The organism is Acidisoma sp. C75 (genome assembly GCF_054665095.1).
In genome coordinates this window covers 1-17,760 of record NZ_BAAFHD010000003.1, presented here as the reverse complement: position 1 = coordinate 17,760, position 17,760 = coordinate 1, and the positions used below count along the sequence as shown (strand labels likewise).

Genomic DNA, 17,760 nt, shown 5'->3' with positions numbered 1-17,760 from the left:
ATGAGTGCGAGGGCGCAGCCTCAAGGCGTGCAAAAGCGCAGGGCTGCCGCTCTCCTGCGCTCAGGCCGGCGGCTTGCCGAGCGCGCCGCGGACGAGGGCCGCGAAGGCGCGGGCGCGATGGCTGGTCGCGGTCTTGCGGGCCGGGTCCATCTCACCATAGGTCAGTGCTTCGCCATGCGGTTGGAACATCGGATCGTAGCCGAAACCCCGCTTGCCGCGCGGCGGCCAGACCCAATGGCCCTCGACCTTGCCCTCGTAGAGATCAAAATGCCCATCCGGCCAGGCGAGGCAGAGGACGGAGACGAAATGCGCCCCGCGCGGCGCTTCCTCCCCCGCCTCGGCCCGCACCCGCGCCATGGCGGCGGCGAAATCCTTGCTCGCACCGGCCCAGCGCGCCGAATAGATGCCGGGCGCGCCGCCCAGAGCATCGACGCAGAAGCCGCTGTCATCAGCGAGCGCGACCAGGCCGGAGGCCTGCGCCGCGGCCTCCGCCTTGAGCCGGGCATTGCCGGCGAAGCTCGGCTCGGTCTCCTCCGGCTCCGGCAGGCCGAGGTCGGAAGCGAGCACGACATGCATGTCCCAGGGCTGCAGCAGCGTCTGGATTTCCGCGAGCTTGCCGGGATTATGGCTCGCCAGCACCAGCCGGCTGCCGGGATCGAGCGGGCGGGCCATCAGCCGGCCCGCACGTCAGCGGCTTCGATGGCGACGTTCTGCGCCACGAACAGCGCCCGCGTGCCGGCTTGCGCCAGTGCCAGCAGGGAGAGGCACTCCGCCTCGCTGAAGGGCTTCTGCTCCGCCGTCGCCTGGATCTCGACGATGCCGCCATCGGCGGTGAGCACGAAGTTGCTGTCCGCCTCGGCGGCGGAATCCTCCGCGTAATCGAGGTCGAGCACCGCCTCGCCGCCGACGATGCCGCAGGAGACGGCGCCGACCTGGCCGATGAGCGGCACGGCGGCGAGAACCTTCTGCGCCACGAGGTGGCGGAAGGCGAGAGCGAGCGCCACATAGGCGCCGGTGATCGCGGCGCAGCGGGTACCCCCATCGGCGTTCAGCACGTCGCAATCGAGGGTGATCGTCATCTCCCCCATCGCCTTGCGATCGACCACCGCGCGCAGGCTGCGACCGATGAGGCGCTGGATTTCCTGCGTTCGGCCGGATTGCTTGCCGCGCGCCGCCTCCCGCTCGCCACGCTTATGGGTCGCGCGTGGCAGCATGCCGTATTCCGCCGTCACCCAGCCCATGCCTTGGTTGCGCAGGAAGGGTGGTACCCGCCCTTCCACGCTGGCGGCGCAGAGCACCTCCGTCTGGCCCATGCGGATGAGGGCGGAACCCTCGGCATGGCGGGCGAAGCCGGTCGTGATGGAAATCGGCCGCAGGGCGTCCGCGGCGCGGCCCGATGGGCGCATGAAAGACCTCGTCTCTTCGATCAGCCCGATGAGTAGCGCCGCGGCAGCGGAAGAGGAACCCTCGGCGCGCGGCGGGCGGGCCGCGGCAGACACGCCGTGGACCGCAGCCCCCCTCACCGCGCTTGCCCTATTCGGAACATTTTGCTGCAATAAATTGTTCGCCTTCATCCCAACTGGATCTTCTGGCATTGGCCGAGACCTCTCCCTCCTCCCGGCCCCGCGTCCATCGCGACGTGGTCGAAAGCCTGGCGCGGCGCATATTGTCCGGCGAGATCCAGGCTGGCGCCAGCCTGCCCAATACCCATGATCTCAGCGCCGAGCTCGGCGTCAGCCGGTCGGCCCTGCGCGAGGCGATCAAGGTGCTGACGGCCAAGGGAATGCTCGAAGTGCGGCCGCGCACCGGCACCCGTATCCTGCCGCGTTCCGCCTGGAACCTGATGGACCCGGAGTTGCTCGGCTGGTGCGCCCCGGCGCTTGACGATCACCTCGTGCTCAGCCTGCTCGAATGCCGCCAGTTGATCGAGCCGGGGGCGGCGGCACTCGCCGCCTGCCGGGCGAGTGCGGCGCAGCAGGCCGAGATCGAGGCAGCCCTCGCGCGCATGGCCGAGGCGCAATCCCTGGAAGATCGGGTGGAGGCGGATCTCGACTTTCACGTTGCCATTCTGCGCGCGAGCGGCAATCTCTTCCTGGCGCAATGGGGGCTCGCGGTATCCTCGGTCCTGCTGGCCGCCTTCCGCCTTTCCTCCGGGGCCGCGCATTCGCATGACCTCGCTTTTTCGGCGCATCGCGAGGTCGTGGATGCTATCCGCCGGCGAGATCCCGCGGCCGCCGATCTCGGCATGCGCCACTGCCTCTCGGCTATGGCGCATGACCTGGATCTTGACGGCGCGCGGAGGGACGCGGCGGCGTAAGCTCAGGGGAAAATACAGGGCCTGCGGGCGGATTGCCCCGCTTCAGGGGCTCTCGGTCTGGGGCCGCTCAGCTCAGCGCGGGAGACGGCAGGTGAATGCCGCACTCCGTCTTGGCCTGGCCGCGCCAGCGGCCGGCCCGGCGATCCTCGCCCGGGGCAACCGGCGCGGTGCAGGTGGTGCAGCCGATCGAGAGGAAGCCATAGGCTTCGAGCGGATGGTGCGGCAGGCCGCGCTCCTCGAATTCCTCGGCGATCTTCTCGGAGGACCAGAAGGCAAGCGGGTTCACCTTGATGCGCCCGGAAGCCTCGGCCTCGAACAGGCCAACGCTCTGACGAGAGCTTGACTGGAAGCGCTTGCGGCCGGTGATCCAGGCATCGAAGCCTTCCAGCGCGCTGTGCAGCGGCAGGGTCTTGCGGAGGTTGCAGCAGCGGTCGGCATTCTCCTTCCAGAGCCGGCCGTCGGCATCATGCCGTGCCACCTGGCTTTCCGAGGGCTGCACCACCCGCACATCGCGCAGGCCGAGCAGACGGACCAGCTCGTCGCGATACTCCAGCGTCTCGGGGAACAGCTTGCGGGTATCAAGGAAGATCACCGGGATCGTCGGGTCGATCTCCGCCGCGAGCGCCAGAAGCACCGCCGATTCCGTGCCAAAGGAGGAGACGAGGGCGATGCTGCCCGCGAAAGCCTCGGTCATCGCGAGGCGGAGCACGGCGGAAGCATCCATGGGATCGGCGATCCGCGCTTGCAGCGCGCCGCAGAGGCGAGACGCCGTATCATCCGCGAGGGGCAGGGGAGCAGACGAGAGAGCATTCATCGGAGCCGTAGACCTTTGTGACGAAGCCGAGGCTCAGATAGAAGTATTTTTCTCCGCCATGCAATAGGAGGGGGAAAGAAAGAAAAATCCTCCCAAGTCCGCCCTCATACAGGCGAAACTCTGGCGCCGAAGGCCGGGTCTCGCAAAAGCCCGCCCCCCTCGGGCAAGGGCGCTTCCAACGCAAAGCCCCACCGCCAGCGTGCCGACGGTGGGGCTTGGGGCAGCGCGCAGAGGCGAGGCGCAGGCTGTCCGGGCGGGCCGCTTGGACCCGGCCGAACGACCCTGCCCGAGCGGGACGCGCTTAATCGGCCGCCGGGTCGATCCAGCCGATATGCCCATCCTGCCGGCGGTAGACGACGTTGAACTGGCCGGAGACGGCATTGCGGAACATCACCACAGGCTGATCCGCGAGATCCATGCGCATCACCGCTTCACCCACGGTGAGCCGCGCGATGACGGCCGGATTCTCGGCGACGACGGTCGCGAAATGGCCGGCGATGCTCAGCGCCGTGGGCTCCGGCTCCTCCGCCGCGGAGGCTGCGGCCGCTTCAGCCGCTTCGGCCTCCACCTCATCCTCTTCCTTCTGCCGCAGGATATAGTGCTGGGCAGGCTCCAGCGGTTCGGTGGTGTCCCGCGTCTGGGCGAGATCGCGCGCATGCTCGTTCACCCGGCGGCGATAGCGCCGCAGCCGCTTGGCGATATGCTCCGCCGCATCGTCGAAAGCGGCATTGGCATCCGCCGCCTCGCCCTCCCCGCGCAGCGTCAGGCCACGCCCGGCATGCATGTTGATGTCACAGGTAAAGAAGCTGCGCGCTCGGCTGAAGGTGACATGGGCTTCAAGGGCATCCCCGAAATACTTTCGGGAGATCGTGTCCAGCATCACCGATACGCGATGCCGCAGAGCATCGGAGAGTTCCACCTGTTTGCCGGAGACTGTTATTTGCATCTTACCTCCAGATCGTTCCCCTGAAGATGGCGGTTCCGCGGGCTTGCGGATCAGGGGGCCGCCATAGGTTAAGACTGCTCTCTCCTAAGGCTCTGTCAATGAGGGCCGTCAGGCGGCCGTCTTTTCTTTCTTGCGCTGCATCGAGCTCGGGATTTGCAGCGTCTCGCGATATTTGGCCACGGTTCTGCGCGCGATGTCCACGCCCTCCTTGCGGAGCGCGGCGACGATCGCATCATCCGACAGGATCTCGTCCGGCGTCTCGGCGCTGATCATGCCGCGAATGCGATGGCGGATCGCTTCCGCGCTGAACGTCCCCCCGCCGGTGCCTGCAATCGCGGTCGTGAAGAAGAACTTCAGCTCGAAAACGCCGCGCGGCGTCGCGAGAGATTTATTCGCCGTCACCCGGCTGATGGTGCTTTCGTGCATCTCGACCGCATCGGCGACATCCCGCAGCGTGAGCGGGCGGAGATGGCTGACGCCGTGGCGGAAGAACCCATCCTGCTGGCGCACGACCTCGGCCGTGACCTTGAGGATGGTCTCCGCCCGCTGGCGGAGCGATTTCACCAGCCAGTTCGCCGTCTGCAGATGCTCGGACAGGAACAGCCGATCCTCGCGCGAGGCGCGGGCGGAGACGTTGGCGTGGAAACTGTGATTGACGAGCAAGCGCGGCAGGGTCTCGTGGTTCAGCTCGATATGCCAGGTGCCATCCTTGGCGGGTTGCAGCAGCACGTCCGGAATGAGCGGACGGATGGGCCCCGCCTCGTGCCCCGCGCCGGGCTTCGGGTCCAGCCGGCGGATTTCGGCCAGCATCTCCGCCAGATCCTCGGCATCGACGCCGCAGAGGGCGGAAAGCCGTCGCATCTCGCGCCTCGCCAGCAGATCCAGATGCTCGAGCAGCGTCGCCATCGCAGGATCGAGCCGGTTCCGCTCGGCGAGCTGGGCGGCGAGGCACTCCTTGAGGTCGCGGGCGAAAAGCCCCACCGGTTCGAAGCGCATCATCCGCCCGCGCACGCGCTCTACCTGCTCCAGCGAGAGGCCGAGGGCGGCTGCGATATCGGCCGGTGCCGCCGTGATCCGCCCCGCGCCGTCGAGCAGGGCGATCAGATGGGCGCCGATCAGCCGATCCACCGGGTCTGCGAAGCCGAGGCGCAGCTGCTGGGCGAGATGATCGCGGAGCGAGACCGGGCTTTCGGCAAAATCCTCGACCCCCCAGCCATCATCCTCCGGCCGCGCGCCACCGCCGCCGCCCAGGCCGGCACCGAGGGCGCCGGGCTGGTAGCCCGCGCCATCGGCGATGCCGCCCCCGTCATAGGCATTGGAGAAATCGCCATCGAGCGGCGCTTCGGCCGCGGCCGGCAGAGCCTCGGAGGTGACGAGCGCGTGGCTATCGGCCGGCTCGGCGGCGGGCGCGCCGGCGGGCGAGCGCTGATCGAGCGCCGGAGCGTCGAGCGGAGGCAGTTCGGGCCGCTCGTCCCGCTCCAGCAGCGGATTACGGTCGAGCTCTTCCTGGACGAAGCCCGCCAATTCGAGGTTGGAATAATGCAGGAGCTTGATGGCCTGCCGCAGCTGCGGGGTCATCACCAGAGATTGCGACTGGCGCAAGACCAGCCTTGGCCCGATTTTTGCTCCGATCGACATCGGCGGTTAGCTTAGCAGCATCCCGCCGATACAAAAGTGGCTATAAGCTAAATCTGTCGCCCAGATAGACGCGCCGCACGCCCTCATGGCTCACCACCTCGGAGGGCCGGCCTTCCATCAACACCTGGCCATCGTGCAGGATATAGGCGCGGTCGATGATTTCGAGCGTTTCCCGCACGTTATGATCGGTGATCAGCACGCCGATGCCACGATGCTTGAGATGCGAAACGAGATCGCGGATTTCGCCAACGGCGATCGGGTCGATGCCGGCGAGGGGCTCGTCGAGCAGGATATAGCCCGGGCGGCTGGCGAGTGCGCGGGCGATTTCCACCCGTCGCCGCTCGCCGCCCGAAAGCGCCAGCGCCGGGGTACGGCGGAGGTGGCTGATGCCGAATTCCTTCAGGAGGCCGTCGAGCATGATCTGCTGCCGGTCGGGGTCGGGCTCGCTGATCTCGATCACCGCCATGATATTCTGCTCGACATTGAGGCCGCGAAAGACGCTCGCCTCCTGCGGCAGATAGCCGATGCCGAGCCGCGCCCGCCGATACATCGGCAAGGCGGTGATGGGATTGCCGTCGAGCGTGATCTCGCCGCTATCGGGCCGCACCAGCCCCATAATCATATAGAAGGTGGTCGTCTTGCCGGCGCCGTTGGGGCCGAGCAGGCCCACCGCCTCGCCGCGCTTGACGGTGATGGAAACATCCCGCACCACCGGCCGCTGCTTGAAGGTCTTGCCCAGGCCGCGCGCCGTCAGCCCCCCCGCCGGGCCGGAAGCCGGGCCGCCAGCCCGCCGCGCCATCTCGGCGACCTCCGGCATCTCGTTCACCACGCCCATCCCGGTCTCCTATTTCACCGCCGCCCGTGGCGCGGCGGCAGCAGGCATCGGGCTTCCCGGCAGAGAGGCGCCGGGCACGCTCGCCTGATTGGGAATGATGAGGCCCTTGACCTGCGTATCCCCGCGGGACAGCAAGCGCGAGACGCCGGTTTTCATATTGACCAGCGCCTCATCCCCCACGAGCACGTTCTGCCCTCGGGTGATCCGCACGGCGCCGGCGATGCGGGCAATCCGCAGTGTCGGGTCATAGACCGCGCGCTGCCCTTCGACGATATCGGTTGCCGTCATGATCACGACATGGCCGATGGCATCGACGCGCTTGAGCTTGCCGGAAGGATCGTCCGCATCGCTCGCGGGGCTGGCGCCGGCCGCCGCCGCCGGCCGCAGGGGCGTGCGGTTGGCAGCCATCTGTGCCGAGGCCTCGCCGGCCGCCGCCGCACCGGGTGCCGTGCCGCTATCGGTATAGGCGACGAGCACATCGGCCGCGATCCGCCGGCCGGTATCCGTCACCAGTACGGCATTGCCGCGGGCCACCGCCATATGTTGATTGGACCAATATTCGAGCGAATCCCGCGCCGTCAGCACATAGGTCGGCGTCGTCAGCTTGAGGGCGTGGCCGGTGAGTACCAGCACCGCCTGATCCATGTCATAGGCCGCGTGATCGCCGACCGCCTGGTCGGTCGGGGTAGAGATATGTACATCGCCCCGCGCCTCCAGGAGATAGATTTCGTTATCGCCCTCAAGCGCGCCGGACTGGTCCGCCCCGCCCGTCTTGACCGAAGCGGCAGTCGCGCTCGGCGCGGTGGCGGCCGCCTGGGCAGGCGCCGCAGCACCCGCCGCCGCCTTCTTCTTACGGTAATGCGCGATCAGCTCATTGCCGGTGACGGTGACATTGCCGCGCACCGCCTTGGCATCGCCGGTCGCGATCACTTCCTGGCTCTGCTGGCGCCATTCGATACCGCCCTGAGCGGTCACGGTGATCGGGCCGCCATGGCTGAGATTGATCGCCTGGGCGAAGGCCGGCGGCGCCGCGACCACGCCGCAGCCTGCCATCAGCGCGGTGAGGAGGGCGAGGCGCGGCGCAAGCCTCGATCCCCCCCGCCGCCGCGCGGCTGCGGGCAGGGGAACGGCGGATGGGTGCTGGGGGCCTGCAGGTATCGGAAGCTCGGTCATGGACTCCCGTCTAGCACAAGCTTCGCCGGGCCCGTGAAGTGCAGCCGCTGGCCCTTATCCGTCATCACGAAACCCTCAGCATCGAGCGTGCCGAAAGGCCCATCGGCATTGACCCGCTGATGGCCGATGGCATCGGAGGTCTTGAGGTTGACCGCGGCCTCGGAGGTGCGGACGGTGGTACCGTCATCTCGATAGAGAACGACGTGGTTTGCAAGATCCAGGGTCTGCGCCTTGGCGTGATACTGCCCGTCGAGCGACTGAACCATGATCCAGGTGCCGCTTTTGAGCGTGATGTCTCCGGCCGGCTTGGTCAGCAGCACGGTATCGGCATCGGTCTGCACCGCCTTCGCGGCGGTCATCGTGAAGGGGCGGCCGGCATCGTCCAGCCCCTGGTAATGCGCCTTGAGCATGCTCCCCTGATCGGTGCCGGTGGCGCCGGAGGAGAGATGATAGGAGACGCGGGCAGGATTATGCTGGCTGATCAATTCCGGCCACAGCATCACCGCGCTCAGCAGCAGCAGCGCGACGAGCGGCAGGATGCGCTTCATCCAGCTCACCAGCCGCTGGCGGCGGCGAAGCGCGCCCATCGACGGCAGCCTGCGGCCGCGCCAGAAGCGGCGGCCGATATCGTGGTGCTCCTCGGGCTGGGCTTGGCGCAGCAGCTCGAGGCGGTCCGGAACGGCGCTCATTCGACCCCTCTGTGCGGATGAGACAAGTCACAGTCATGACAGCAAGCGAGGCTCGCCGATCGGTCGGCGGGCGTAGGTCCGAAGGCTTGCCCTGGCAGGCTCAAACCATACCGCCTCACCGGGCGGTTCTCATCACATTTTTTGGCAACGTGTTTCACAGTAGCGGCTTATAGCGGAGGAAAGAAGGCGGTCACATGGCAAATTCGTAACGCGACGAAGGCGGCGGGCGCCCGCTTCCCGCGAAAACCACCGCTCTCCCAGAGGCTTAGCCCGTTTCTTCAGCAAGCCTCAGCGCGTGATTGCTGCAATGCGCCATGGGGAAGGCAGGCAGCGCCGCAGGCCCTGGCCGCCGGGCCGCCGCTGATCCAGACTGGCCTGCCAGTCGTCTTCTCAGACCGGCGCCGGAGACCGACCGAGCCTTGAGCCCCATGCCGACGCCCGACCAGACCGAGACCAGCCGCGGGCGTATCCGCACCATTTCCCTTATCATCGCGACCTCCTTGTTCATGGAGCAGCTGGACGCGACGGTGCTCGCTACCGCCCTGCCGAGCATGGCGCGCAGCTTCGGTGTCCGCCCTCTTCACATGAGCATCGCGCTGACCTCCTACCTGCTCAGCCTCGCTGTCTTCATCCCGGCAAGCGGCGTCATCGCTGACCGGTTCGGCACCAAGCGCGTCTTCAATACGGCGATCGGCCTCTTCACCCTGGGCTCCATCCTGTGTTCGCAATCGGCGAGCCTGCCGCTGCTGGTCGCAGCCCGGCTGCTGCAAGGCATGGGCGGGGCGATGATGGTACCGGTGGGGCGGATCATCCTGTTGCGGAGCGTGCCGAAGAGCGAGCTTGTCTCGGCCATGGCCTGGTTTCTGGTGCCGGCGCTGGTGGGGCCGGTGCTCGGCCCGCCGCTCGGCGGTTTCATCACCACCTATCTCTCCTGGCGGTGGATCTTTTTCATCAATATCCCGATCGGTATCGTGGGCGCGACCCTCGCGACGCTGCTCATCCCGGATATCCGGGGCGACCGGCAGACCCATTTCGATTGGCCGGGCTTCGTGCTGAGCGGCCTCGCCCTCGCCTGCCTCACCTTCGGCTTCACCCTGGCGAGCCGCGGATCGCAAGGCCGGGATGCCACCCTGCTGCTCCTGCTCGGCTTCCTGGCGAGCGGCCTCTATATCCTCTACGCGCGGCGGCGCCCCAATGCGATCCTCGATCTGCGCCTCATGCAGGTGCAGACCTTTCGCGTCTCGACCCTCGCGGGCTCGCTCTCGCGTATCACCTGGGGGGCGGTGCCCTTCCTGCTGCCGATGATGATGCAGCTCGGCTTCGGCATGTCGGCGGCGGCTTCGGGCGGCATTACCTTCATGAGCGCGGCGGGCGCGATGCTGATGAAGGCCTTCGCCGCCCCCATCCTGCGACGCTTCGGCTTCCGCCGCGTGCTCATCTGGAACCAGCTACTGGCGACCGCCTGCATCGCCGCCTGCGCCGCAATCAGCCATGCCTGGCCGCTGCCCGCGCTCTTCGCCGTGCTGCTCGCCGGCGGTTTTTTCCAGTCGCTGCAATTCACCGCCTACAATACCATCGCCTATGCCGATCTGCGGGCGGACCGGATGAGCGCGGCGACCAGCTTCTACACGGTGTTCCAGCAGGTCATGCTATCCATGGGGATCTGCGTCGCCGCAGGCGCCCTCGCCCTCTCTGCCCATGCCTTCGGCCGCCCGGCCCCGGCGCTGCCGGATTTTCGCATCGCCTTCGTGGTGGTGAGCCTGGCCTCGCTCCTTTGCGGACCGCTCTGCGCCAGACTGCCCGCGACCGCTGGGGCAGAGCTCAGCGGGCATGGCAGCCCCCGAAGTAAAGATTGACGGGGTATATTTTCCGATAAATGCTCCCTCCCTCAGCAAGTGCGCCCTTGCCACAGCAAGAACAACCAAGAGGCGCGAGGGAGAATGAGATGCCAGCGGAGACCACTCTGGACCCGCACGGGGTCGGCAATCAGCGATGGGCGCGGCTCATCCCGGTTGCGATGATTGTCTATATCGTATCGTTCATGGACCGCACCAACATCGCCTATGCCTTCGCCGGCATCGGCCATGATTTCCATGTCACCAAGGCGCAGCAGGGACTGGCGGCGGGTATCTTCTTCATCGGCTACGTACTGCTGCAAATCCCCGGCGGCTGGCTCGCCGAACATTGGTCGGCCCGCAAATTCGTCGCCATCATGATCGTCTTCTGGGGGCTGATGGCGCTCGCCTGCGGGCTCGTCCACAACTTCACCCAGCTCATCATCGTGCGCTTCTTCCTGGGCGTCGCCGAAGGCGGCATCTGGCCGGCGATCCTCGTGCTCATCAGCCATTGGTTTCCGGTGCAGGAACGTGCCCGCGCCTATGGCTTCTGGATGGCGAACCTCGCCATTTCCTCGATCATCACCCAGCCGCTTTCGGGCTGGATCGTTTCCGTCTCCGATTGGCGGACGCTGTTTCTCGTGGAAGGGGCGCTGCCCTTCATCATCGCCCTGCCGCTCTGGCTCGCCTTCATCCGCGACCGGCCGAGCGAGGCGCCCTGGTGCTCCCCGGCCGAACGGGACTTCATCGAACGGTCGATCGCGCTCGACCGCGCGCATGAGCCGAAGCACGGTTCCTTCTGGGACATGTTCTCGAACGCGACAATCTGGAAGCTGGTGGGCGTCTATTTCCTCATCCAGATCGGCTTCTACGGCCTCAATATGTGGCTGCCGACCCTGCTCAAGACCCTGACCAAGCAGGGCTTCGGCACCGTCGGGCTGATCGCGGCGCTGCCTTATCTTACGGCGATCGTCTGCCTCTACGGCAATGGCTGGCTCGCGGACCGCAACCGCCGCTACCCTTTCCATGTGTTTCTGGCGACGGCGATTGCCTCGGTCGCCCTCGTCCTCTCGGTCTTCGTCTCTTCCGCGAGCATCACCCTCTCCGTCGCCTTCATCTGCCTCGCGATCGGCGGCGCGCTCGCCTATGACGGGCCTTTCTGGGCCGCGGCCTCGCGCGTGCTGCCGGTGGCGCTGGCCGGTGGCGCCATGGGCCTCATCAACGCGCTCGGCAATCTCGGCGGCTATGTCGGGCCTTATCTCGGCGGCTATCTCCAGGACCGGACGGGAAGCTTCGTGGCGACCGCGATGCTCTTCGCCGGCGCCCTCCTGCTCGCGGGCCTGCTCGCCCTCTCGATCGGGCGAACGCGACAAGCGGCCTGAAGAGACTAAAGGGCCCGGCCGGTTGCCACCGCCGGGCCCTCATCCGCCCGCCCGCCATAAGCGGCTGGCAAATGGCGCCCGGCTAGGGGCCCCCGGCTAGGGGCGCCCGGGCAGAGGCCTCCATCCCGCTTCCCAAGGCCGGTCGATACGCGCGAAGCATGACATTTGTGCGCGGCGCCGCCTAGACGATAAGCGCATATGCGCCTATTGACGACCTTGGCCGCGCAAACGCCACGCGCTCCTGGCCAAGGCTCGTCATCAACACCTCTCTTGCGATCGATGGCCTCTGCCGAGGCGGTCGCTCCACCACGCGCAAGGCTTGGCGCTTCAGGCTGCGAGCCTCCGTGCCGCGCTTCGGGATTAATCGTCTGCGCCAGCCGTCGCCGGTTTCGTGATGAGCGACCGATGGCCGCGACGTAGCGAGCGCGGCAGCAACAGGGTGGGCTCAAGGAAGACTCTTGAAACTTTCACGACCTGGGCAAACTCTGCGAGATATGCTTATATGCGCATAATTGTGGACCATGGCGCGGGTCGCAAACCTTGCCGACGCCGCGGCCGCCGATGACGGACAGCACAATGAACATCCCGAAGAGCGATACCACCTCTCCAGCCGAAGAGGCGGCGCCCCGCCTGCATGGCGACCGGCCAAGCAAACCCCGCCGCTTCCTCAGCGGGCCGCGCGCCGCGATCCTGCTCGTCGCCGGCCTCGTCCTCGCCGGCGGCTGGTTGATGACCCGTCATAGCAATGCGAGCCCGGCTTCCGCGCCCGCCATGCCGCTGCCGACGGTGACCGTCAGCACACCGCTGCAGCATGATGTCGGCCGATGGGAAGGCTTCCTCGGCCAGTTCTCCGCCGTCAACCGCGTCGATCTCCGGGCGCAGGTCGGTGGCACGCTTAAGGAAATCAATTTCAAGGATGGCACGATCGTCCATAAGGGGGATCTGCTCTTCCTGATCGACCCGCGGCCCTATGCCATCAAGGTGGCCGAGCAGGAGGCCGAGATCGAGAGCGACAAGGCAAAACTCGCCTTCTCCGGCAGCGAACTCTGGCGGGCGCAGCAGCTCAAGCGGACCGATTTCGGCACGGCCGAAAGCGTCGATCAGCGCGACGCGGACCAGCACGCGGCAGCCGCCGCCCTGGCGCAGGCCGAGGCGGCGCTCGCCGATGCCGAACTCGACATCGACTATGCCCATGTCACGGCGCCCTTTACCGGGCGCATCGGCGCCCATCAGGTCTCTGTCGGCAGCCTCGTTACCGGCAGCCGCGGCGGCACCGGCGGATCGACCTTGCTCGCGACGCTCGTTTCAGTCGATCCAATCTACCTCACCTTCCATATGAGCGAGGCCGATTATCTCGCCTTTGCCAATGCCCGCGCCCATGCGACCGGGGCCGATGCGAGCCGCGTGGATTTCAGCCTCGGCGATGAGCAGGGCTTCGACCATCACGGAACGCTGGATTTCATCGACAACGCGATCGATTCCTCGAGCGGCACGATCCTGGCACGCGCCACCGTGCCCAATCCGGATATGCGCCTCGTCCCGGGCGAATTCGCCCGCGTGCGCCTCGCCATCGCGCCACCCGCCCCTGCCCTGCTGCTGCCCGATGCGGCGATCATCCCCGACCAGTCGCAAAGCCTTGTCATGACGGTCGCGCCCAATGGAACGGTCGTGCCGAAGATCGTCTCGGTGGGTGAGCTGCACGGTGGGCTGCGCGTCATCCGCTCAGGGCTTGCGCCCACTGATCGCGTCATCATCGACGGGCTGATGCATGCGATGCCGGGCACCAAGGTTTCGGCACAAGCCGGCTCGATCCAATACGACGCCACGGCGGACGCGCAAGACTGACCGCCGCGCGCACTCAGGATTCCAGGACCAGCACCATGCGCCTCATGCACGTCTTCATCGACAGGCCGATCCTCGCGACCGTCCTCAGCGTCTTTCTCACGCTGATCGGCCTCGGGGCGCTCGCCATCCTGCCCATCGCGCAATATCCGGAGATCGTGCCGCCGACGGTGCAGATCACCACCTCCTATCCCGGCGCCTCCGCCGAGACGGTCGCCAATACCGTCGCGACCCCGATCGAGCAGGAAGTCAACGGCGTCGAGAACATGCTCTACATGAGCAGCCAATCGACCGGCGACGGCAAGCTGACGATCACCGTCACCTTCCGCATCGGCACGGATCTCAACGTCGCCCAGATGCTCACGCAAAACCGGGTGCAGGATGCGCTGCCGCGCCTGCCCGAGGATGTGCAGCGGCTGGGCGTACAGGTGCGGAAATCGACGCCGGATATTCTCCTCGCGGTCCATCTCATCTCGCCCGACCAGTCGCGCAGCGAACTCTACCTCTCCAACTTCGCGACGCTGCATGTGAAGGATGCGCTCGCTCGCCTGCCGGGCGTCGGTGACGTGCAGCTGTTCGGCGGGCGCGACTATGCCATGCGCATCTGGCTAGACCCCGACAAGATCGCCGCCCGCCACCTCGATGCGAGCGAGGTGCTGGATGCGATCCGCGCGCAGAACGTGCAGGTTTCGGCCGGCATCCTCAACCAGCCACCGATCGCGACGCATGGCGCCTTCCAGCTCAATGTGCAGACGCTCGGCCGCCTCTCGACGCCGGCGCAGTTCGGCGACATCCTCATCAAATCGGATGGCGAGGGCCGCGTGACGCGGCTGCGCGATATCGGGCGCGTCGAGATCGGCGCAGCGGATTACGGCTCCGCCGCCTATATGGACAAGCTCGACGGCCTACCGCTCCTCATCTTCTCGCAGCCGGGCGCGAATTCCCTGCAGGTCGCGCACGAGGTGCTGGCGACGATGCAGAGCCTCACCAAGAGCTTTCCCCCAGGCGTCGCCTATCGGGTGATCTACAACCCCACCATCTTCGTCGCCAAATCGGTGGACGAGGTGATCAAGACGATCTTCATCGCCATTCTGCTGGTTGTTTGCGTCGTCATCTTGTTCCTGCAGACCTGGCGCGCCTCGCTCATCCCGGTCATCGCTATTCCGGTCTCGCTCGTCGGCACCTTCGTGATCCTCGCCGCGGTCGGGATATCGCTCAACAACCTCTCGCTCTTCGGCCTGGTCCTCGCCGTTGGCATCGTGGTCGATGACGCAATTGTCGTTGTCGAGAACGTCGAACGCAACCTGCGGCTCGGCATGACGCCGCGCGAGGCCGCGCATCGGACGATGGACGAGGTCGGCGGCGCGCTGATCGCGATCGCCATCGCGCTCTGCGCGGTCTTCGTGCCCTCGGCCTTCATCTCCGGCATTTCCGGCCAGTTCTTCCGCCAGTTCGCGGTGACGATCTCGGCCTCCACCGTCATCTCCTGCCTCGTCTCGCTGACGCTGAGCCCGGCCCTCTGCGCCGTACTCTTCAAGCCGCACAGGCTGCATGAGGCTGAACGGCAGACGATCGCGGTACGGCTGGTGCGCGGCGGCTTCGCCCGCTTCAACCGCGGGTTCGAGCGGCTGTCGGACGCTTACGGCCGCCTCACCGCGCGCCTCGTCCGCATGCTGGGGCTGGTGCTCGTCGTCTATCTCGGGCTGATCATGCTGGCTGGCGTCCAATTCTCCCGCGCGCCGACCGGCTTCATTCCGGAACAGGATCAGGGCTATCTCATCACCGTCGTGCAATTGCCCGCGGGCGCGACGCTCGACCGCACTGAGGCCGTCGTCAAACAGGCGACCGACATTATCCTCAAGACCCCTGGGATCGAGCATGCGGCGCCCTTCGCCGGCCTCGACGCGACGACTTTCACGGTCGCCTCGAACGCGGGCACGATCTTTAGCGGCCTGCCCTCGCTCTACAACCACACCCTGCCGGGGGTGACGGCGACGAGCGTGCTTGCCGATCTTCGCCGCCGCCTCTCGGTAATCCAAGGCGCCTTCGTGCTGACCATTCCGCCGCCGCCGGTGCCGGGGCTGGGCAGCGCTGGCGGTTTCAAGATGATGCTGGAGGACCGCGCCGGGCTCGGCCCGGATGCGCTCGCCAAAGCCGCGCAGACGCTGGTGGGGGCGGCCAATGCCGACCCGGATTTCGCCGGCGTCTTCACCCTCTTCAGCACGCGTACGCCATCCATTTACCTCAACATCAATCGCGAAAAGGCGGAGGTGCTGGGGCTGACGCCCACGGATGTGTTCAACACGCTGCAGATCTATCTGGGCTCGCAATATGTGAACGACTTCAATTACCTCGGCCGCACCTATGAGGTGATCGCCCAGGCCGACGGCCGCTTCCGCCGCAGCGCGCATGACATCAGCCGGCTCGAGGTGCGCAACGCCGCCGGGCAGATGGTGCCGATCAGCGCGGTCGCGCATTTCGAGGAGACGACGGGGCCCTACCGGGTGCCGCGCTACAACCTCTTCCCTGCCGCCGAAATCATGGGCACCGCCGCGCCGGGGGTTGCCACCGGCACTGCCCTGGCAAAGATGGAGGTGCTAGCGCATCGGGTGCTGCCACCGGGGATCGGCTTCGAATGGACCGACCTCGCCTTCCAGCAGCAGCAGAAGGGCACGCCGACGCTGCTCGTCTTCGCCGCCGCCGCGCTCTTCGTCTTCCTCGTGCTGGCAGCACTCTACGAAAGCTGGAAGCTGCCGCTCGCCGTCATCCTCATCGTGCCGATGTGCCTGCTCGCCTCGGTCAGCGGTCTGCTGCTCCGCGGCATGCCGATCGACATCCTGGCGCAGATCGGCTTCGTCGTGCTGGTCGGCCTCGCGGCGAAGAACGCCATCCTGATCGTCGAATTCGCGCGCCAGGGCGAGGAAGAGGGAGCGACCGCCGCCAACGCCGCGGTGCATGCCGCGCGGACCCGGCTGAGGCCGATCCTGATGACCTCCTTCGCCTTCATCCTCGGCGTGGCGCCGCTGGTTGTCGCCACGGGCGCGGGCGCGGAACTCCGCCGCTCCCTCGGCACCGCGGTCTTCTTCGGCATGCTCGGGGTGACGGCCTTCGGCCTGCTCTTCACCCCTGCCTTCTATACCATCGTGCGCCGGATCGGACGCCGGCAGAAGGCGCCGCAGCGGGTGACGGCGGAGGTGTAAGAGGCGTTTGCGCCAGGCGGGAGGCGAGGGGTGGCGGCGCTACTCCTCGCCGAAATCCGCTGCCGCCACACGCAGCAGGGCCGCGCGCAGGCGGGCCGATTCCTCCCGCCCGATCGCTTCTTCGAAGACGAGCTGGGCGTGCCGCCAGAGCTGTGCGCCCTTGCCGAGCATCTCCTTGCCGGCCTTGGTCAGCGAAACCTGTCGGCTCCGCCGATCCTGTCCCACCACGACTTTCACGAGGCCGCGGGCTTCGAGCGGGCGGAGGTTGTGGCCGAGGGTCGCGCGATCCATGACGATCGCCTCCGCGAGCGGGATGAGCGAGATGGGGCCGAGCCGATCGATCTCGCTGAGCAGGGAATACTGGGTGGAGCGCAGGTTGAGCGGCGCCAGGGTCCGGTCGAAGAGCTGCGTTACCCGCCGCGTCGCCTGCCGCAGGCAGTAGCAGTCGCCCTGAATCTCCAATCTCGTCATCCTCGCCCAGCCGACAGAGAGTGATGCTCCTGGCGGGCCGCTGATGAGGCGGTGCCAGCAGCGGGCGGGCGGGCGGAGCTTTTTTGCGCTTATCTCCCCCGCTCCCCACCGTTTTATATGCAGTTGGGCGGCGGAGAATCAACGCGAGGCAGCTACCCGCCAAGCGGCGCGCTCTGCGCTGTACGGGGGGTCTCAGGGGGTCTGTTGTATGGGTTTGCGCTGGCTCTTGTGGAGGCGCGCTGTTTTGCCCTGTTGTTGGGCGGTTGAGTTTTATGTGATGGGGTGAGCGTTCTGAGACATAGGTGACAGGTTGTTCCGGACACATGGGTGACACCTTCTTGGCTGGCGAGCCCGCCCAGGAGGTGTCGATGCCGTGGAAAGAGTGTTCGGTTATGGACGAGCGCCTGCGTTTGATTGCCCGGCTCCTTGAAGGGGAGAGCATGAGCGATCTTTACCGGGAAGCCGGCATCTCGCGCAAAACGGGTTACAAGATCCTCGGCCGCTACAAGGAAGAGGGTGTCACGGCGCTCTCGGACGGCAGTGTCAGGAATTCCGTGTATGGGCGGCGGTTGAACATCAGGCCGCCATGGCCCTTACGAAGCGATCGCCGAAGATGAC

The 17,760-nt window shown here is 66.8% G+C and carries 15 protein-coding genes; 6 read left to right on the top strand and 9 right to left on the bottom strand.

Annotated elements, in window-relative coordinates; genetic code table 11:
* Positions 1–60 precede the first annotated feature (60 nt).
* Positions 61–672 carry an RdgB/HAM1 family non-canonical purine NTP pyrophosphatase gene (rdgB, locus tag ACYQ7X_RS04415; RefSeq protein WP_459695636.1) on the bottom strand — a complete coding sequence of 204 codons (612 nt, stop codon included), beginning with the start codon at positions 670–672 and terminating at the stop codon, positions 61–63.
* A complete protein-coding gene (gene rph / locus ACYQ7X_RS04410; protein WP_459695635.1) occupies positions 672–1,406 on the bottom strand; it encodes a ribonuclease PH in 735 nt (244 codons plus the stop codon). The genes rdgB and rph overlap by 1 nt, the downstream gene beginning before the upstream one ends.
* A gap of 188 nt (positions 1,407–1,594) precedes the next feature.
* On the opposite strand from rph, the gene ACYQ7X_RS04405 reads away from it, so the two are divergent.
* Positions 1,595–2,317, top strand: a complete 723-nt coding sequence (locus tag ACYQ7X_RS04405) for a FadR/GntR family transcriptional regulator (protein WP_459695634.1) — start codon at positions 1,595–1,597, stop codon at positions 2,315–2,317.
* A gap of 67 nt (positions 2,318–2,384) precedes the next feature.
* Here the strand turns inward: ACYQ7X_RS04405 and ACYQ7X_RS04400 are convergent, their stop codons facing one another.
* The 6 genes from ACYQ7X_RS04400 to lptC all read right to left on the bottom strand — a co-directional run bounded on the left by ACYQ7X_RS04400 (position 2,385) and on the right by lptC (position 8,412).
* The gene (locus ACYQ7X_RS04400) at positions 2,385–3,041 is read right to left on the bottom strand and encodes a phosphoadenylyl-sulfate reductase (RefSeq protein ID WP_459695633.1); all 657 of its coding nucleotides are present in this window, start codon (positions 3,039–3,041) and stop codon (positions 2,385–2,387) included.
* 391 nt (positions 3,042–3,432) lie between these two features.
* Positions 3,433–4,077: a ribosome hibernation-promoting factor, HPF/YfiA family gene (gene hpf, locus ACYQ7X_RS04395; protein ID WP_459695632.1), complete on the bottom strand. Its 645-nt coding sequence runs from the start codon at positions 4,075–4,077 to the stop codon at positions 3,433–3,435.
* A gap of 108 nt (positions 4,078–4,185) precedes the next feature.
* A complete protein-coding gene (gene rpoN / locus ACYQ7X_RS04390; RefSeq protein ID WP_459695631.1) occupies positions 4,186–5,715 on the bottom strand; it encodes an RNA polymerase factor sigma-54 in 1,530 nt (509 codons plus the stop codon).
* Between the two features lie 40 nt (positions 5,716–5,755).
* Positions 5,756–6,532 carry an LPS export ABC transporter ATP-binding protein gene (lptB, locus tag ACYQ7X_RS04385; protein WP_459696012.1) on the bottom strand — a complete coding sequence of 259 codons (777 nt, stop codon included), beginning with the start codon at positions 6,530–6,532 and terminating at the stop codon, positions 5,756–5,758.
* Between the two features lie 27 nt (positions 6,533–6,559).
* Entirely contained in the window at positions 6,560–7,723 is a 1,164-nt protein-coding gene (locus ACYQ7X_RS04380; RefSeq protein WP_459695630.1) for an LptA/OstA family protein, read from the bottom strand.
* Complete coding sequence (gene lptC / locus ACYQ7X_RS04375; RefSeq protein WP_459695628.1) at positions 7,720–8,412, bottom strand: LPS export ABC transporter periplasmic protein LptC; 693 nt, start codon at positions 8,410–8,412, stop codon at positions 7,720–7,722. The genes ACYQ7X_RS04380 and lptC overlap by 4 nt, the downstream gene beginning before the upstream one ends.
* Before the next feature lie 428 nt (positions 8,413–8,840).
* Between lptC and ACYQ7X_RS04370 the strand changes: the two genes are divergently transcribed.
* The 4 genes from ACYQ7X_RS04370 to ACYQ7X_RS04355 all read left to right on the top strand — a co-directional run bounded on the left by ACYQ7X_RS04370 (position 8,841) and on the right by ACYQ7X_RS04355 (position 16,671).
* Positions 8,841–10,268: an MFS transporter gene (locus ACYQ7X_RS04370; RefSeq protein WP_459695627.1), complete on the top strand. Its 1,428-nt coding sequence runs from the start codon at positions 8,841–8,843 to the stop codon at positions 10,266–10,268.
* A gap of 89 nt (positions 10,269–10,357) precedes the next feature.
* Positions 10,358–11,629, top strand: coding sequence for an MFS transporter (locus tag ACYQ7X_RS04365; protein WP_459695626.1), 1,272 nt, complete (start codon positions 10,358–10,360; stop codon positions 11,627–11,629).
* A 576-nt stretch (positions 11,630–12,205) separates the two neighbouring features.
* Positions 12,206–13,474, top strand: a complete 1,269-nt coding sequence (locus ACYQ7X_RS04360) for an efflux RND transporter periplasmic adaptor subunit (protein ID WP_459695625.1) — start codon at positions 12,206–12,208, stop codon at positions 13,472–13,474.
* A gap of 35 nt (positions 13,475–13,509) precedes the next feature.
* Positions 13,510–16,671, top strand: a complete 3,162-nt coding sequence (locus ACYQ7X_RS04355) for an efflux RND transporter permease subunit (protein ID WP_459695624.1) — start codon at positions 13,510–13,512, stop codon at positions 16,669–16,671.
* A gap of 39 nt (positions 16,672–16,710) precedes the next feature.
* Here ACYQ7X_RS04355 and ACYQ7X_RS04350 read toward each other — a convergent pair whose 3' ends face one another.
* A complete protein-coding gene (locus ACYQ7X_RS04350; RefSeq protein ID WP_459695623.1) occupies positions 16,711–17,133 on the bottom strand; it encodes a MarR family winged helix-turn-helix transcriptional regulator in 423 nt (140 codons plus the stop codon).
* Positions 17,134–17,465: 332 nt separating this feature from the next.
* On the opposite strand from ACYQ7X_RS04350, the gene ACYQ7X_RS04345 reads away from it, so the two are divergent.
* Positions 17,466–17,759 carry a helix-turn-helix domain-containing protein gene (locus ACYQ7X_RS04345; RefSeq protein ID WP_459695622.1) on the top strand — a complete coding sequence of 98 codons (294 nt, stop codon included), beginning with the start codon at positions 17,466–17,468 and terminating at the stop codon, positions 17,757–17,759.
* The last annotated feature ends 1 nt before the right edge of the window (position 17,760 follow it).

Bases quoted from the DNA above. Each gene is read 5' to 3' on its own strand.
- rdgB (WP_459695636.1), bottom strand. From the start codon at position 672: ATGGCCCGCCCGCTCGATCCCGGCAGCCGGCTGGTGCTGGCGAGCCAT.
- rph (WP_459695635.1), bottom strand. From the start codon at position 1,406: ATGCGCCCATCGGGCCGCGCCGCGGACGCCCTGCGGCCGATTTCCATC.
- ACYQ7X_RS04400 (WP_459695633.1), bottom strand. From the start codon at position 3,041: ATGGATGCTTCCGCCGTGCTCCGCCTCGCGATGACCGAGGCTTTCGCG.
- hpf (WP_459695632.1), bottom strand. From the start codon at position 4,077: ATGCAAATAACAGTCTCCGGCAAACAGGTGGAACTCTCCGATGCTCTG.
- rpoN (WP_459695631.1), bottom strand. From the start codon at position 5,715: ATGTCGATCGGAGCAAAAATCGGGCCAAGGCTGGTCTTGCGCCAGTCG.
- lptB (WP_459696012.1), bottom strand. From the start codon at position 6,532: ATGCCGGAGGTCGCCGAGATGGCGCGGCGGGCTGGCGGCCCGGCTTCC.
- ACYQ7X_RS04380 (WP_459695630.1), bottom strand. From the start codon at position 7,723: ATGACCGAGCTTCCGATACCTGCAGGCCCCCAGCACCCATCCGCCGTT.
- lptC (WP_459695628.1), bottom strand. From the start codon at position 8,412: ATGAGCGCCGTTCCGGACCGCCTCGAGCTGCTGCGCCAAGCCCAGCCC.
- ACYQ7X_RS04370 (WP_459695627.1), top strand. From the start codon at position 8,841: ATGCCGACGCCCGACCAGACCGAGACCAGCCGCGGGCGTATCCGCACC.
- ACYQ7X_RS04365 (WP_459695626.1), top strand. From the start codon at position 10,358: ATGCCAGCGGAGACCACTCTGGACCCGCACGGGGTCGGCAATCAGCGA.
- ACYQ7X_RS04360 (WP_459695625.1), top strand. From the start codon at position 12,206: ATGAACATCCCGAAGAGCGATACCACCTCTCCAGCCGAAGAGGCGGCG.
- ACYQ7X_RS04355 (WP_459695624.1), top strand. From the start codon at position 13,510: ATGCGCCTCATGCACGTCTTCATCGACAGGCCGATCCTCGCGACCGTC.
- ACYQ7X_RS04345 (WP_459695622.1), top strand. From the start codon at position 17,466: ATGGGTGACACCTTCTTGGCTGGCGAGCCCGCCCAGGAGGTGTCGATG.